Raw genomic sequence first — 15858 nt, 5'->3', positions numbered from 1 at the left:
GTCCCGTGCGGCTCACCGTCGTGCTCGGTCCCGGCCTGGTGGCCGACCACGCGCTGCTGGCGTCGCTCACCGCCGCCACCTGCGCCGAACTCGATGTCACAGGCCGGGTCGTCACCGCCGCCTCGGCCGACGAGATCCGGTCGCTGCTCGCCGCCGCGGATCCGCCGGCGGTGGTGCTGCCCGGCCCGACACCCGAGGCGCGCGCCCTCATCGGCGCCGAACCGCAACACACCGTCTGGTACGACCCGACGGTCGAGCCGGCGGTCCCCGGCGCGGTCCACCTGGCCGGCCGGGGACTGTGGGGCGTGGCGTGGGCCATCCGGCACGCCGTGCACCGCCTGCGCTCACCCGCAACCCGGATCGCCTACGGGCAGCATCCGGACCAGTGGGGCGATCTGCGGCTGCCGTCCTCCCCGTCCGCCGAGGCGGCGCCGGTCGCGGTGCTGCTGCACGGCGGCTTCTGGCGATCGGTCTGGGGAGCGGACCTGATGGACGCCGTCGCCGTCGACCTGGCCGGGCGGGGGTACGCGTCCTGGAACATGGAGTACCGGCGTCCGGACCGGCACGGCTGGGAGGCGACCACCGAGGACGTGGCGGCCGGCGTCGCTGCGCTGCGTGACCTCGCGGGCGACGGTTCGCTGGACGCGGACCGGGTCGTGATCCTGGGCCACTCGGCCGGCGGGCAGCTCGCCCTGCGGGTCGCGGCGGACCTGGCGGCGGGTGAGCGCGCTGCCGTCTCCGTCGCGCTTGTGGTGTCGCTGGCAGGGGTGCTCGACCTCACCGAGGGCGAGCGGCGCAACCTCGGCGACGGCGCCATCACCGAGGCCCTGGGTGGCTCGCCGGCCACGGCCCCGCGCCGGTACGCCGAGAGCGACCCGATGCTGCGGCTGCCGATCCGGGTGCCGGCCCTGCTCGTGCAGGGCACTGAGGACAGCCTGGACCTCGTCGACGCCAACCGGCGGTACGCAGAGGCGGCCCGCGACGCGGGCGACGACGTGCGCTACCTCGAACAGTCGGGGGACCACTTCGCCGTCATCGACCCGGATTCGGCCATCTGGCAGGCCACCATGACCGCCGTGGGACGTCACGTCGACCCGTGAGGCGTGACCTCTCCGGGTGCCCCGCAAAACCCCCGTCACTCTGTTCACATATGTGAACAAGGGTGAGGGTCGGGGCGCCCGGAGGCGTCAGAACAGCCTGGGCGTGACCACCGAGACCACAGTCGTCACCGAGTCGGTGTCGTTGTACAACTGGTGCGGCACCGACGACCGCAGGTGCACGCTGTCACCCGGGCACAGCCGGTGCTCGACACCCTCGACCTCGTAGAGCAGCTCGCCGGAGATGACGTAGGCGAACTCCTCGCCGCTGTGGCCGTACGCGTTCTCCCGCCGGCCACCGGGGGCGATGTGCACAAGCATCGGTTCGAGCACAAGCTCCGGCCCCCGGTCGGACAGCATGCGGTAGGTCTGCTGCCCGGAGACGTACTGCGTGGTCACCGTCTCCGCCCTGGTGAGCGTGAAATGCCGGGGAAGCGGCGCCACGGCGCTGTCAGGGGAACTGGTGCCGGAGTCGAAGAAATCCGCCACCGAATGGTCGAGCGCCTTCGCGACGCTGCCGAGCGCGGTCAGGCCGATGGACGAGATGCCGCGCTCCACCTGGGACAGGAAGCCGATCGACAACCCGGCGCGGGAGGCGAGGCCGCGCAGGGTGAGCCCGCGCTCCTTGCGGTACCGCCGGATGCGGGCGCCGACCACGCCGGCCGGGGTGCTCTCCTCCGTCGGGCCACCCGGGCCGGCCTGCTCCGACGGCGGCTGACTGTTCATGGACCGCACGAGGACCTCCTGTCGAGGTGGCGGGGGAGTCCGCCCGACTTTGTTCGATGGTATCGAACAAGCCGGTAGACGTGCGAGGGGGAGCGCGAGGAAGCGCCCCTCCCGATCGGGACCAATCGGGAAGGGCGCCTCGTCATCGGCTCAGCGCGAGCGCCGGGCCTTCAGGGCCGGCTCAACCGACCTCCACGCCGTCCACCTGCGGGCCGGTCGGCGGCAGCTGATAGCCGTGCCGCGTCATGCTCCAGTCCGGCCGCACCTCGCAGGGAGCGCAGTCGTACCAGAACGTGGCAGGTGTCCGACCGCTGACCGGGTTGCGGTAGTGGAACCACATCGGCACGATGTCGGGCCACTGGATGTACCCGGGGCTGCCGCCACGGAAGCCCCTGGACCGCTCGCCGAGCGCGCTGTGCAGGACGTCCGGTGGGTAGATGTTCACGAGGTTGCTCGGCGGCGGATCGGGCAGGCTCGGGTCCCGCGGCACCGCGTCGCCCCAGCCCCGGGCCCAGTTGGCCGACTGCCAGTAGAACTCGTCGATGTCCAGGCTCCAGATCCGCCAGATCCCGTCCTCGAGGACGAACTGGTCGTTGTACATCGCGCCGTTGATGTACCCGGCGTTGTTCGCCGACGCGTTGACGTGCATCAGTCGGGCCCGGACCGCCGTCGAGCGACCGTCGTGCGAGACGTCGATGACCGGCTGCGGTCGCCAGTGCAGCACGAGGAAGGACTTCGTCGTCGGCGGCGGGGTGTTGCCGTACGTCGCGACCACCGAGCCGAGGATCCGTTCGCGAGTGCCGTTCCAGCCGGCGAACGGCGACAACTTGTGGCCCTCCACCGCGTGCACTGCCGCCATCTCCGGCCAACGGCTGTCGTCGATGTAATAGCTGTACGCAGCCGAGACGTTCTCGGACCCGTCGTAGGCGAGCGAACGGCTCAACCTCCGCTGGAGGTCAGCGAGGTCGTGCTTCGGGCCCTTCGGCGCGCCGGTAGCCTTGCCGGGCTTCGACGCGGGCGTACGGCCGGCGACGTCGAGGAACTTCGGCACCTTCACGGACGCGACCGGGTCGGTCCCGCCATCGCCCCAACCCGTGCCGTACGGCGCCGTGATCAAAGGCGTCAGGTGCATCTCCTTGAGCTTCCACAGGCCGCCCTGTTTGACGAAGCTGTTCCTGAAGACGGAGAACTGCCAGGACGCACCGTTCGCGTCGTTGAGCATGCCGACCTCGATGCCGCGCGTGGTCGCCTTGGTGCCGTTCTTCTCGACGTCGACGATCGTGTCGAACAGCGGCCGGTCGTTGAGGATGCCCTGCGTCAGGCCCTCCGGACCCATGCGCTCCATCGCCTGGCGTACGCCGCTGGCGTTGCGGAAAACGCCCACGCCGTCGATGGTGACCTTCGCGCCGTTGGCGAAGAGGTCGACCACATCCGTCCACATCCGACGGTCCACGTAGTAGCCGTACGAGTGCTGGAGATTGCGCACCGAGTCCTCGTCGTTGAGCGCCTCGATGCGGTCGGCAAGCTCCTTCGCGTTGAACCTGGTCCTGGGTGCCTCCCCGGTCGCCGTTGGGATCGGCACTCCGGCGACGTCGGGCGTGAAGTGGTAGGGAACGACAGGTACCGGTTGCCGGTTGATCGTCCGGAAACCGGTCGCGTAATCGCCTTCGTAGAGCGGGTAGTAGCGCAGCAGCGAGATCTTCCACTCGCCGTTCTCCAGCACGTACTCGTTCTGGTAGATGCCGCCGTCGATGCGGGCCGCGCCGGCGCCGTCGCCCAGGAAGCGGATCCCGGACCAGCGGCCCTTCGCGGTGCGACCGTCGGCCGAGAGGTTGACAAGCGGTTGGTCGATCACCGTGGTGTGCAGCGCGCCCGGGTTCGCGCCGTTCATCGCCCCGGCCTCGGCGGCGAGCCATCCCTTGATGGACTGATGGCCCGTCACGACCTGGTTGCCCCACTGGAGCGTGCCGTTGCCGCTGAACAGTTTCGCCATGTCCGTCCAGCGACCGAACTGGGCCAGGTGGGCGTAGGAGCGCTGCACGTCCTTGACCTCGCGCAGCGCTTCGACCCGCTCGACGTCGCGGGCGAGCGAGTCGAGGCTCACCGGGGCGTTGGTGTTCGCTGAGGCCTGCGGTGCCCGCACGGCGACGTTCGCGCTGACCGCCAGCAACAGTCCTGTCGCCGCTGCCGTCAGCCGTCTTGTCGAAGGTTTCATGGTCACATCCCTATCCGTGCTGCCGCGCGGATCCCCGCGCGGTCGGGTGGGGGGACATTGGCATCGCCAGTCCGGGATGGAGGGCGATGCCGTGAAACGTACGCGACATGTTCAGGCACCGCAACGGCCGAACCATCTAGCGAACTTCATCGGGATGGCTAGTCGCTTTTGGACACCTTCCGAACATTGGGTTCGTCTGGTGCTCATTCTGTGTGTCGACGGGAGTGGGAAACGGCGGCCGGAGAGTCGGCCCGCCAGCCGGTAGGGTCGTCCGCGTGGATCTGGACGAGACGGCCGCCCGGCTCGAGGTGCCCGTGGCGGACGTCGAACGCGTACACCGCCTCGCCGGGGACCACCCCTCGGCTCCGCTGCCACCCAAGGGCGACGCGCCCGCGCTCCTCGACCGACTGGCCGTACCGCCGGACGACGCAGCCGAGATCATGGCCGGCTGGCCCGATCCGGGCTCCCCACTGTGGACTCCTGAGCTGCGCTGGCTCCTCGACCGCTCGACCGCCCTGGTCCGCGCCGACCTCGGCGGCCACACCTGGCTGTCGCCCGGTCCGGAGCTGCCCCGCGACCGAGGCCCCGCCTGGCGGCACCTCTACGTGTACGCGTACCTGGCCCTGGTCGACGTCGCCCGGGGATACCACCGAGACCACGGCGTCGCCGACGCCGTCTCCTGGACGTCCCTCGCCGACCTCGGCCGCAACCTCGCCGTCGACCGACGGATGCGCGGCGAGGGCTGGCCGGTGATGCAGAGCTGGCTGACGCTGCACGCGCGCGGTGCCGTCTACGAGCTGGGCCGGCTGCAACACCATCGCGGCGGCACCGGCATCGACCTGCACATCCCCGAGGCGGGGCCGCTGACCCCGCAGGCGATCGACGCGTCGCTCGACGAGGCCCGGACGTTCTTTCCGCGCCACTTCCCCGACGAGCGCTACACGGAGTTCACCTGCGGCTCGTGGCTCCTCGATCCGCAACTGCGGGAATACCTGCCGGAGGACTCCAACATCGTCCGGTTCCAGCGTCGGTTCGAGTTGGAGCCCTACGAGGAGCCGGAAGGACTGGACGCCGACGTCGAGGTGCTGCGGTTCGTGTTCCGGACCCTGACCACGCCGCTCGACCAACTGCCACGCCGTACCGTGCTCCAGCGAGCCGCCGTCGACCATCTCCTGGCCGGACGGCACTGGCGCTGGCGCCGCGGCCGCTTCCCGATCTAGGCGCACCTGTTCGGCCCGGCTTCGTTGACTTCGACGGCGTCCCGAGTCGTGGGCATCGCTGGCGCGGAGGCATCGCGACCGCCGGCCAGCAGCGACGTCCAACGCCACACGGACGTCGTTTGGCCGGCTGCACCGCCCGGCGGATGGCAGGGTGATGTCCATGAACAGGAAGGACGTCGCCGATTGGATCGCCGGCTACGAGCGGGCATGGCGGACGCCGGGCACGGACGCGCTTGCCGCTCTCTTCACCGAGGACGCGAGCTACCAGCAGGGCCCGTACTGGACGCCCGTCGTCGGTCTGCCGGCCATCGCCCGGATGTGGGAAAAGCAGCGCGAGGGCCCCGACGAGATATTCCAGATGACCACGGAGATCGTCGCGGTCGACGGCGACACGGCGGTGTCGCGCCAGGAGGTCCGCTACGGCGACCCGGTCCACCAGGAGTACCGCGACCTGTGGGTCATGCGGTTCGCCGACGACGGACGTTGCCGGTCGTTCGAGGAGTGGCCCTTCTGGCCGGGACAGCAGCCGGCCAACTCGCCGGACGTGCCGTGAACCGAGCCTCCGCCACGGTCACCTGACCGGCAGGGGCCCACGACCGCGTCCGATCAACGACCTCGCACCCGGTGGTGTGGCTGCCGTGCTGTAGGGCGGCACGGCAGCCACCTCGGGTGTCACCTGTTGTGCTTCTCCTGGCACGGCACGCAGAAGCGGGCGTGCGGGAGAACCTCGAGCCGTTCCGCCGGAATGGACTTGCCACACTTCTGGCAGGCGCCGTAGGTGCCGTCGGAGATGCGGCCCAGCGCGCCGGTGATCTGCTCGATGTTGCGGCGGGTGGCCGACAGCAGCGCGGCCTGGTGGTGGGCCTCGCTGGGGTCGCCGGTGTCCGCGCTGAGTTCGGTCAGTTCCCGCAGCCGCGCCGTCTGTGTGGCGAAGTCGTCGGCCAGGGACGCGCGCAGATCAGCCAGCCAACTGCGGTCGACAGGACGATGGTCGATGCTCATGGTCTGCCTTTCAACAAGATCCGGGTAAAGAAAAAGGGCCGAAGCTGGATAGCTTCGCCCTGGCGGTCGTTTTGGGATGCAACGATTCCGCAGGAGGGCTTCGACCGCTTCGCGCCGGGCTCGACAGCCCCTGTGTAGGCGCGAAGTGCGGTGCGCGGACCACAGGCACGCGCATCCCCGCCATGCGGTGCGTCGCCGCCGTCACGAGGGCAGCGCCGAGCACCGTCACGTGAGTGACGGTAGGCGAGCAGAACGTGACCGGTGGCATGCATCCACCATAGGTTGATGTCTGGCCTAAAGCCAACGCCCTTCGCCGGATGGTCGGCTCGGCGGCGTGACCCGCGCGGCGAGCCGCCCAGGCTGCGGTGGTTCGTTCCCTTGACTGCCGGCCTGGGGCTCCGGGTCCGATTCGTCTGCCCCCCGGGCCGACCCGCGGCGCGGGTCGGTTGATCAAGTCATGCGTTGGCGTCGATGTTAGCGCCAGTCAGCCGCCGTCCCCAAAGTGCCCAGCTCTGAGCCGTTGCGGCTGTCGGCGGTAAGGCTCACGGTGGTCGACCAGGAGTGGTCACGCCCGTGGCAACAGGCTGTCACCGCCTGATGATTCCGGAACATTACGTCTTGACGAACGGCATGTTATCGCTCACAGTCGATGCTCAAGGACGACGATGCCTGTTGCTTTCCGGGCGAGCCTGCTTCGTCGATCTGGATTCAGGCGTGCGCCAGGCATGCAGACGTCTTGTAACCGCACATGTTCTCGACGCATGCCTCCGGCCACGCGTCGCGGTGGGCCCATCTTCGGGCAGACCGTTCGGCTCTTGGTCATGTCAAGGAGGATCATGTCTGCCTTTGGTAGGTCTCCATCGATCGCGCCGCCGTCGAAGCGACGGCGCGGATGGTTGCCGCGGTTGCTCACCGCCGGCGTGGCGGCAATGCTGGTAGGCGGTGCCGCCGTGGCGGTGGTGTCATCACCCGCCGCAGCGGCGACGGTCGATACCAACGCGTGGTACGTGCTGGTCAACCGCAACAGCGGCAAGGCCCTGGACGTGTACAACCTGGCCACGAATGACGGCGCGCGGATCACGCAGTGGGCGCGCAACAACGGCAACCAGCAGCAGTGGCAGTTCGTGGACTCCGGCGGTGGCTACTACCGGGTGAAGTCACGGCTGTCCGGCAAGGTGCTGGACGTCTACAACTTCTCCACCGCTAACGGCGCCAACATCGTGCAGTGGAGCGACGGCAACGGCACCAACCAGCAGTTCCGGTTGGCCGACTCGGACAGCGGCTACATCCGGCTGATCAACCGGAACAGCAACAAGGTCGTGGAGGTGCAGGGCGCCTCGACCGCCGACGGCGGAAACATCGTCCAGTACGACGACTGGAACGGCGCCAACCAGCAGTGGCAGCTCGTCCGCGTCGACGGTGGAGGCAACCCCACCACGCCGCCGCCGACGACTCCGCCGCCGGGAGGAACGTGCAACCTGCCGTCGACGTACCGGTGGTCGTCCACCGGCGCGCTGGCACAGCCGAGGTCCGGCTGGGTGTCGCTCAAGGACTTCACCGTCGCGCCGTACAACGGCAAGCAGCTGGTCTACGCCACCACGCACGATTTCGGATCGAGCTGGGGTTCGATGAACTTCAGCCTGTTCACGAACTACTCGGAGATGGCGTCGGCGTCGCAGAACGCGATGAATTCGGGAACGGTGGCGCCGTCGTTGTTCTACTTCGCGCCGCGCAACATCTGGGTGTTGGCGTATCAGTGGGGGCCGACGGCGTTCTCGTATCGGACGTCGACGGATCCGACGAATGCTAATGGGTGGTCGTCGGCGCAGACGTTGTTCACCGGGAGTATCTCGGGTTCGGGGACGGGTCCGATCGATCAGGCGGTGATCGGTGATGACCAGAACATGTATCTGTTCTTCGCCGGTGACAACGGCAAGATCTATCGGGCGAGTATGCCGATCGGGAACTTCCCGGGTAGCTTCGGCAGCAACTACACGACGATCATGAGTGATTCGACGAACAACCTGTTCGAGGCGGTGCAGGTCTACAAGCTTCAGGGTCAGAGTCGGTATCTGATGATCGTGGAGGCGATCGGGTCGCAGGGTCGTTACTTCCGGTCGTTCACGGCCACCAGTCTGGGTGGGTCGTGGACTCCGCAGGCGGCCACGGAGAGCAACCCGTTCGCGGGTAAGGCCAACAGTGGTGCGACGTGGACCAACGACATCAGTCATGGTGAGTTGTTGCGGACCAACGCCGATCAGACGATGACTGTGGATCCGTGCAACCTGCAACTGCTGTACCAGGGCCGCTCGCCCAACTCCGGTGGTGACTATGGTCTGCTGCCGTACCGTCCGGGCCTGCTGACCCTGCAACGCTGACCGGACAGAGCCGAACAACGGGCGGGCTCGGTGCCACACCGGGCCCGCCCCTTCGTGTCGGACGCGATCACCTGCCGCTTGTCAGACCAGGAGGCGTTCGCGCAGCATCGCGCCCAGGTTGATGCCACCCACCGGGCGGGGGCCGTTGGGGTCGTGGACGGCGACGGTGTTGTTGCGCCGCATCAGTTCCCGGACCGGAGGAGGCAGCCGGGGCGGATCGTCCACTGCGGTGAGGAGTTGCCCGGTGCTGGAGATCAGTCGGTCGGCAAGGGTGGCGGCGTGGGTGTCGACCCGCACCCGCCCGTACTCCCAGCCGGCGGTGGTGAGGTCGAGCACCTCGAACATGCGGGTCAGCAGGGGGTTGGGGTCGGTCACCCGGTCGAGCCGGGGCGCCTGACTGCCGATCACCGCGACGGCGGCGGTCACCTGCGCGTACGGGTGGAAGCCGGACGGCAACGCGAACAGTGGCCAGCGCAGGGCCGGACCGGCCTCCTTCCACAGTGGCCGGTAGTTGCGGCGGTTCACCACCAGCCGGCGGCCCGTCCGCAGGTGGATGTCGTGTGCCTGGGCCTGGAGGTCGCCGTGGGCCTCGTCGGCGACCTGGTTCACGATCTGGGCTGCCACCACCAGGCCGTCGTCACCGTCGAGCATCCCGGTGATCGCCTCGACCTGCTCGGGAAACCGGATCCGGGCGTGGGCGCCGTACCGGTGCCGGGTGTCGTGTAGCAGTGTCTGCTGCCGCTCGGCGTCGAGTTGGATCCGCCCGCCGCCGCCCAGCAACTGCCGGAGCCACCGCATGTCGCCTCATTTCAGCAGAGTCCGTCCGGACGGCCATGCTAGTGCGTCGGATGTCCCTTCTGTCGTGTTGGGGTGCCGGTTGGGCCGGTGTCTCGGAGCGTGCTGGTCAGCGGCCGTCGAGGACGTCGCGCAGCCTCGCCGCGAACTCCTCCGGCTTGCCCGCGTAGCCGTACTCACCGCCGAGGAAACCACCGTGGTGGCTCGGAAACACAACGGCTTCCTGGCCCAGCAGCGCCGCGGTGCCCAGTGCCGTACGCGCGGTGTACGTCCCTGCCGATTCCTCGCCGACCGCGATCACGATCCGGGTCGGCGCGGCGGTGAGTACGTTCGCGTCGGGAACGTAGTCGGTGATCGCCCACGAATTCTGGGACAGCAGTGGATCGTCCCGGTTGCCGTCGTCGTCGGTCGACAGGCCGAACATCGCCGGGTCGGGCGTGGGCTGGGCGAAGTAGGCGTCGGTGAACTCGCCCTGCCAGGACGTCATGGCGATGAACGCGGCCATGCCTGCCCCGGTGCCGTTGCTCTGGTACGCGTCGTAGAAGGCGGCGCGGGCGCGCTCGGCGGCGGTGGCGTCCGGGAGTACGGCGTTGATGGGCGGCTCGTGCGCGACAAGCGTGACGACGTCGCCGGGGTGGGTGGCTACCAGTTCGAGTGCGGTCACCGCGCCGCCGCTGCTGGCGAACACGTCGACCGGACCGGCGTCGAGCGCCTCGATCAACAGGTGCAGGTCGGCTGCCTGGCGCTGCGGTGTGTGGTCGGACCGGCCGTCCGAGCGGATGCTGCGGCCCAGCCCGCGCGGGTCGTAGGTGACGACAGTGCGGTCGGGGAAGAGTGGGGCGAGGGCGTCGAAGCCCTCAGCCGTCATCGGCTGGCCGATCATGAGCAGTGGTGGGCGTCCGTCGGTCGGCGGCAGCGGGCCGCGAACGTCGTAGACCAGGTCGACACCGGCTATGGCGAGGGTGTGCGCCTGCGGTTCCGTCATCCGGTGAGACTACGGCCGACGGGACGGGATTGAGGTGCGCGAATCGCGCGGCCCGAGCGCCGCTTCCGGCGGGAGGTCGCCCCATTGTTAAAACCTCGTGGCGTCGACCACTTCACTATGCATGACCATGCGGCATGGTGCATACTCTTCCTCGTGTCCAAGGTTCTCACCTCCCTGCCCATCGGCGAACGTGTCGGCATCGCCTTCTCCGGCGGCCTCGACACCTCGGTCGCGGTCGCGTGGATGCGCGACAAGGGCGCCGTCCCCTGCGCCTACACCGCAGACATCGGCCAGTACGACGAGCCCGACATCGGTTCGGTGCCCGGTCGCGCACTCAGCTACGGCGCCGAGGTCGCCCGGCTGGTCGACTGCCGTGCCGCCCTGGTCGAGGAAGGGCTGGCCGCGCTGACCTGCGGGGCCTTCCACATCCGCTCCGGCGGGCGGGCGTACTTCAACACCACCCCGCTGGGTCGGGCCGTGACCGGGACCCTGCTGGTCCGGGCGATGATCTCCGACGACGTCCAGATCTGGGGCGACGGCTCGACGTTCAAGGGCAACGACATCGAGCGGTTCTACAGGTACGGCCTGCTGGCCAACCCGCAGCTGCGCATCTACAAGCCGTGGCTCGACACCGACTTCGTCACCGAGCTGGGTGGGCGCAAGGAGATGTCGGAATGGCTGCTCGAGCGCGGCCTGCCGTACCGGGACAGCACCGAGAAGGCGTACTCCACCGACGCCAACATCTGGGGCGCCACGCACGAGGCGAAGACCCTCGAGCACCTCGACACCGGCATCGAGACCGTCGAGCCGATCATGGGTGTCCGGTTCTGGGACCCGTCTGTGGAGATCCCGACCGAGGACGTCACGATCGGCTTCGACCAGGGTCGCCCGGTGACGATCAACGGCAAGGAGTTCGGCAGCGCTGTCGACCTCGTGCTGGAGGCCAACGCCATCGGCGGCCGGCACGGCCTGGGCATGTCGGACCAGATCGAGAACCGGATCATCGAGGCCAAGAGCCGAGGCATCTACGAGGCGCCGGGCATGGCGCTCCTGCACGCCGCGTACGAGCGACTGGTCAACGCCATCCACAACGAGGACACCCTTGCGAACTACCACAGCGAGGGCCGTCGCCTCGGCCGGCTGATGTACGAGGGCCGCTGGCTGGACCCGCAGGCGCTGATGCTGCGCGAGTCGTTGCAGCGCTGGGTCGGCGCGGCGGTCACCGGCGAGGTGACGCTGCGGCTGCGCCGGGGCGAGGACTACTCGATCCTGGACACCACCGGGCCGGCGTTCAGCTACCACCCCGACAAGCTGTCGATGGAGCGTACCGAGGATTCGGCGTTCGGTCCGTCGGACCGGATCGGTCAGCTCACCATGCGCAACCTGGACATCGCCGACTCGCGGGCGAAGCTTGAGCAGTACGCGACGCTTGGCATCGTCGGCGGCGGAAGCTCGCAGCGGATGGTCGGGGCCGCGCAGGCCGCCTCGACCGGGCTGATCGGCGCGATGCCGGAGGGCGGCGCGGAGGCGATCGCGTCCCGGGGCGTCTCGTCCGCCGACGACGCGGCCCTCGACCGCGCCGCGATGGAGTTCGGCGTCGACTGAGCGCAGTGAGGGAGTTCGGCGTCGACTGACGCCTCGTTCGATCTCCACCCGGCGGCCCGCCACGCAGCACGCGTGGCGGGCCGCCGCTGTCGGCGGCGACCCGTCGTACGGGCGGCCTGCGTCACGCGTGTGAGCCGCGCCGCCGGGACCGCGGGTGTGCCGACTCCGGCACCGACACTGCAACAAACCTGCAAGCGTCAGCTCTTGCCTCCAGGGAAACCGCTTTCCTACGATTGCCTTACATCGATGTTTCGTTCGTGGGTCGGGCAGCCACACATCGACAATTGCCGCCAGCCGCAGGGCCGTTCGCGCGACGGTTCCCCATTTCCTGGGCTGTGGCATTCCGGCGAGCTGTTTTGCGACTGACCGTCGCCGATTCCGGGCGGTCGGTGGTGCCCCGTGCCGAAGAAGCGCGGCCGCGACGGCTGCCGCACGCACTGGCAGAACCAAATCGATACGAAGTGAGGCGAGATGAGACGACCAGTCGCACTGCGACTTCAGGCGGTGGTGGCCACAGCGGCCGTGGGGATCGTGACAGGGCTGATCCTGTCGACCCCGCAGGCGTCGGCGGCTGTCGGCAGCGCCACCGGCTACGCCACCCAGAACGGCGGAACCACCGGCGGCGCGGGCGGGCAGACGGTACGCGCGACCACCGGTACCGCGATCCACGCGGCGCTGTGCGGGCGGGCCAGCAGCAGCACCCCGATCACCATCGAGGTCAGCGGAACCATCAACCACGGCAACACCAGCAAGGTGTCCGGTTCGAGCTGCAACACCGCGGACGGCGTCATCGAGCTCAAGCAGATCAGCAACGTCACGATCATCGGGGTCGGCAGTGCCGTCTTCGACCAGATCGGCATCCACATCCGCGACTCCAGCAACATCATCATCCAGAACGTGACGGTCCGGAACGTCAAGAAGTCGGGCTCGCCCACCTCCAACGGAGGTGACGCCATCGGCATGGAGAGCACGGTCCGCAACGTCTGGGTCGACCACGTCACGCTTGAGGCGTCCGGTGGCGAGTCGGAGGGCTACGACGGCCTGTTCGACATGAAGGACAACACCCAGTACGTCACGCTCTCCTACAGCATCCTGCGCAACTCCGGTCGCGGTGGCCTGGTCGGGTCGAGCGAGAGCGACCTCTCCAACGGCTTCATCACGTACCACCACAACCTGTACGAGAACATCGACTCCCGTACTCCGCTGCTGCGCGGGGGCACCGCCCACATCTACAACAACCACTACGTGAGCCTGCGCGAGTCCGGCATCAACTCCCGGGCCGGGGCCAAGGCCAAGGTGGAGAATAACTACTTCCAGAACTCCAAGGACGTGCTGGGCACGTTCTACACGAACGAGCGGGGCTACTGGCAGGTCAGCGGCAACGTCTTCGACAACGTGACCTGGTCCAGCGCCGGCAGCGAGAACTACCCCGCCGGCCCCAACCCGACGTCCAACACCACTGTCAACATCCCGTACTCGTACAGCCTCGACGGCGCGAGCTGCGTGCCGGGCATCGTCCGTCAGACGGTGGGTGCCAACACGGGCCTGAGGGTGTCGAACGGCAGTTGCTCGCCGCAGACCCCGTCGCCCACGACGCCCGCGCCGACCACCCCGCCGCCGACGACGCCGGCCCCCACCACGCCGCCGCCGACCACCCCGCCGCCGTCGGGCGGGACCAACCTCAGCCTCGGTGCCGGCGCGGACGGCTCCAGCAAGGCAAGCGGGACCAGCTACGGCAACGTGCGTGACGGCAACCTCGGCACCTACTGGTCGCCGGCCGGGGCGACCGGCACTATCTCGATCAAGTGGGGCTCCGCAACCAGGGTGTCCCGTGTGGTCATCCGCGAACCGTCAGGCACCCAGGGCTCCATCGGGTCCTGGCAGCTCATCAACAACGACACCGGAGCCGTCCTGGCCTCCGGCAGTGGGGCGGGCTCCATCAGCTTCGCGGCAACCTCACTGACAAAGATCAACTTCAAGATCAACAGCTCCGGTGGTACGCCCCGGGTCGGCGAGTTCGAGACGTACGCAAGCTAGGCGACTGGTTTCCGAACCCGTCACCGGCTCCCCTCAGAGCGTGATTCCGCTCCGGCATCGTGATGTCGGAGCGGAATCACGCTCCTGCACGTGCCCTGCCCGGCGGGGCCGCGCAACTTTCTTCGGACGCTGATGTCGAGAACGCGGGTCTGGTTCCGTCCTCGGGATGAGCGCGACCACAATGGGTCGGATCAGCATCGAGGAGAGACGCGATGGCCAAGTACCTGCTGCTCAAGCACTACCGCGGTGCACCGCCGGCGGTAAACGACGTCCCCATGGACAAGTGGACCCCGGAGGAGATCTCCGCGCACATCCAGTACATGAACGACTTCGCGGCCCGGCTCGAAGGCACCGGCGAGTACGTCGACGGGCAGGCGCTCGCCCCTGAGGGCACGTTCGTCAGGTACGACGGTGAGGGCCGCCCGCCGGTCACCGACGGCCCGTTCGCCGAGACCAAGGACCTCATCGCCGGCTGGATGGTGATCGACGTCGACAGCTACGAGCGCGCCGTAGAGCTGGCCGGGGAGCTGTCCGCCGCTCCGGGGGCCGGCGGGAAGCCCATCCACGAGTGGCTTGAGCTGCGCCCGTTCCTCACCGCACCGCCCACGATCACTGAGTGAACGAGGTCCTGCTCCGGCGCCTCCTGCCGAGCGTGCTCGGTGTCCTCGTCCGCCGCGGAGCTGACTTCGCGGCGGCCGAGGACGCCGTGCAGGACGCCCTGGTCGAGGCCGTCCGGGTGTGGCCGACCGACCCGCCGCAGGATGCAAAGGGCTGGCTGGTCACAGTGGCCTGGCGCCGGTTCCTCGACGCGACACGCTCCGACGCCGCACGTCGGCGGCGCGAGGACCTCGTCGACGAGGAGGCGGCACCCGGCCCGGCGAGCGCGGTGGACGACACGCTTCAGCTCTACTTCCTGTGCGCGCACCCGTCGCTGACGCCGTCGTCGGCTGTCGCGCTCACCCTGCGCGCCGTCGGCGGGCTGACCACCCGCCAGATCGCGCGGGCCTACCTGGTGCCCGAGGCCACCATGGCGCAGCGGATCAGCCGGGCCAAGCGCACCGTCTCGGGCGTGCGGTTCGACCAGCCCGGCGACGTCGCCACCGTGTTGCGCGTGCTCTATCTGGTCTTCAACGAGGGCTACTCGGGAGACGTCGACCTGGCCGCCGAGGCCATCCGGCTCACCCGGCAGCTCGCGGCAGCCATCGACCATCCGGAGGTGGCGGGACTGCTCGCCCTGATGCTGCTGCACCACGCCCGGCGGTCCGCCCGGACCGCGCCCGACGGCAGCCTGGTGCCGCTCGCCGAGCAGGACCGTAGCCGGTGGGACACCGCGTCGATCGCCGAGGGCATCGGGATCCTCCAGGCGGCCCTCGCCCGCGACCGGCTGGGCGAGTTCCAGGCCCAGGCGGCCATCGCGGCCCTGCACGCCGACGCGCCCACCGCCGAGGAGACCGACTGGGTGCAGATCGTCGAGTGGTACGACGAGTTGGTGCGGCTTACCGACAGCCCTGTCGTGCGGCTCAACCGGGCGGTGGCCGTCGGTCAGGCCGACGGGCCGCGCGCCGGCCTGGCGGCGCTCGCGGCGCTGGACGACGCGCTGCCCCGCCACACGGCGGTCGCCGCCTACCTGCGCGAACGCGACGGCGACCTGGCGACGGCGGCGCGGCTGTACGCCGAGGCGGCTCTGAAAGCGCCGAACCTCGCCGAACGGGACCACCTGACGCGCCAGGCCGCCAGGCTCAACGCCCGCCGCTGACGCCGTGGCCGGATCGAGGGGACTGCTCGCCGGGTCGTCGCA

At 69.1% G+C, this 15858-nt stretch carries 13 protein-coding genes; 8 read left to right on the top strand and 5 right to left on the bottom strand.

Going from position 1 to position 15858, the window contains the following annotated elements:
* The first annotated feature begins 5 nt into the window (after positions 1 to 5).
* Positions 6 to 1100 (top strand): alpha/beta hydrolase, encoded by a 1095-nt coding sequence (locus tag ACLQ23_RS09485; RefSeq protein WP_425880540.1) that lies wholly within the window; start codon positions 6 to 8, stop codon positions 1098 to 1100.
* Between the two features lie 87 nt (positions 1101 to 1187).
* On the opposite strand, the gene ACLQ23_RS09480 is transcribed toward ACLQ23_RS09485, so the two are convergent.
* Both ACLQ23_RS09480 and ACLQ23_RS09475 read right to left on the bottom strand, forming a co-directional pair.
* On the bottom strand, positions 1188 to 1823 hold the full coding sequence (locus ACLQ23_RS09480) for a helix-turn-helix domain-containing protein (RefSeq protein WP_355628826.1): 636 nt from the start codon (positions 1821 to 1823) through the stop codon (positions 1188 to 1190).
* A 181-nt stretch (positions 1824 to 2004) separates the two neighbouring features.
* Positions 2005 to 4038, bottom strand: a complete 2034-nt coding sequence (locus ACLQ23_RS09475) for a nuclear transport factor 2 family protein (RefSeq protein WP_355628785.1) — start codon at positions 4036 to 4038, stop codon at positions 2005 to 2007.
* Positions 4039 to 4313: 275 nt separating this feature from the next.
* Between ACLQ23_RS09475 and ACLQ23_RS09470 the strand changes: the two genes are divergently transcribed.
* Entirely contained in the window at positions 4314 to 5258 is a 945-nt protein-coding gene (locus tag ACLQ23_RS09470) for an acyltransferase domain-containing protein (RefSeq protein ID WP_355628788.1), read from the top strand.
* A 160-nt stretch (positions 5259 to 5418) separates the two neighbouring features.
* On the top strand, positions 5419 to 5811 hold the full coding sequence (locus ACLQ23_RS09465) for a YybH family protein (RefSeq protein ID WP_355628792.1): 393 nt from the start codon (positions 5419 to 5421) through the stop codon (positions 5809 to 5811).
* Between the two features lie 119 nt (positions 5812 to 5930).
* Here ACLQ23_RS09465 and ACLQ23_RS09460 read toward each other — a convergent pair whose 3' ends face one another.
* Positions 5931 to 6260, bottom strand: a complete 330-nt coding sequence (locus ACLQ23_RS09460; RefSeq protein WP_355598627.1) for a TraR/DksA family transcriptional regulator — start codon at positions 6258 to 6260, stop codon at positions 5931 to 5933.
* 836 nt (positions 6261 to 7096) lie between these two features.
* On the opposite strand from ACLQ23_RS09460, the gene ACLQ23_RS09455 reads away from it, so the two are divergent.
* A complete protein-coding gene (locus tag ACLQ23_RS09455; protein ID WP_355628795.1) occupies positions 7097 to 8638 on the top strand; it encodes a non-reducing end alpha-L-arabinofuranosidase family hydrolase in 1542 nt (513 codons plus the stop codon).
* An 81-nt stretch (positions 8639 to 8719) separates the two neighbouring features.
* Here the strand turns inward: ACLQ23_RS09455 and ACLQ23_RS09450 are convergent, their stop codons facing one another.
* Together ACLQ23_RS09450 and ACLQ23_RS09445 are read right to left on the bottom strand one after the other, a co-directional pair.
* Positions 8720 to 9436 carry a hypothetical protein gene (locus ACLQ23_RS09450; protein ID WP_355598347.1) on the bottom strand — a complete coding sequence of 239 codons (717 nt, stop codon included), beginning with the start codon at positions 9434 to 9436 and terminating at the stop codon, positions 8720 to 8722.
* 106 nt (positions 9437 to 9542) lie between these two features.
* Positions 9543 to 10418 (bottom strand): alpha/beta fold hydrolase, encoded by an 876-nt coding sequence (locus tag ACLQ23_RS09445; RefSeq protein ID WP_425880539.1) that lies wholly within the window; start codon positions 10416 to 10418, stop codon positions 9543 to 9545.
* A 153-nt stretch (positions 10419 to 10571) separates the two neighbouring features.
* Here ACLQ23_RS09445 and argG point away from each other — a divergent pair, with 153 nt between their 5' ends.
* The 4 genes from argG (at position 10572) to ACLQ23_RS09425 (ending at position 15816) form a co-directional block, all read left to right on the top strand.
* Positions 10572 to 12023: an argininosuccinate synthase gene (gene argG, locus ACLQ23_RS09440; RefSeq protein ID WP_355598351.1), complete on the top strand. Its 1452-nt coding sequence runs from the start codon at positions 10572 to 10574 to the stop codon at positions 12021 to 12023.
* Between the two features lie 471 nt (positions 12024 to 12494).
* On the top strand, positions 12495 to 14060 hold the full coding sequence (locus tag ACLQ23_RS09435) for a pectate lyase family protein (protein WP_355598353.1): 1566 nt from the start codon (positions 12495 to 12497) through the stop codon (positions 14058 to 14060).
* Positions 14061 to 14272: 212 nt separating this feature from the next.
* Positions 14273 to 14680: a YciI family protein gene (locus ACLQ23_RS09430; RefSeq protein WP_053657123.1), complete on the top strand. Its 408-nt coding sequence runs from the start codon at positions 14273 to 14275 to the stop codon at positions 14678 to 14680.
* On the top strand, positions 14677 to 15816 hold the full coding sequence (locus ACLQ23_RS09425; protein WP_355598355.1) for an RNA polymerase sigma factor: 1140 nt from the start codon (positions 14677 to 14679) through the stop codon (positions 15814 to 15816). Before ACLQ23_RS09430 ends, ACLQ23_RS09425 begins: the two co-directional genes overlap by 4 nt.
* Positions 15817 to 15858: the final 42 nt, after the last annotated feature.

It is taken from the genome of Micromonospora sp. DT41, assembly GCF_049841715.1.
GTDB classification, from domain to species: Bacteria; Actinomycetota; Actinomycetes; order Mycobacteriales; family Micromonosporaceae; genus Micromonospora; species Micromonospora profundi.
Note: the sequence above shows the minus strand (reverse complement) of the source record. Positions and strands in the feature narration are given on the sequence as shown.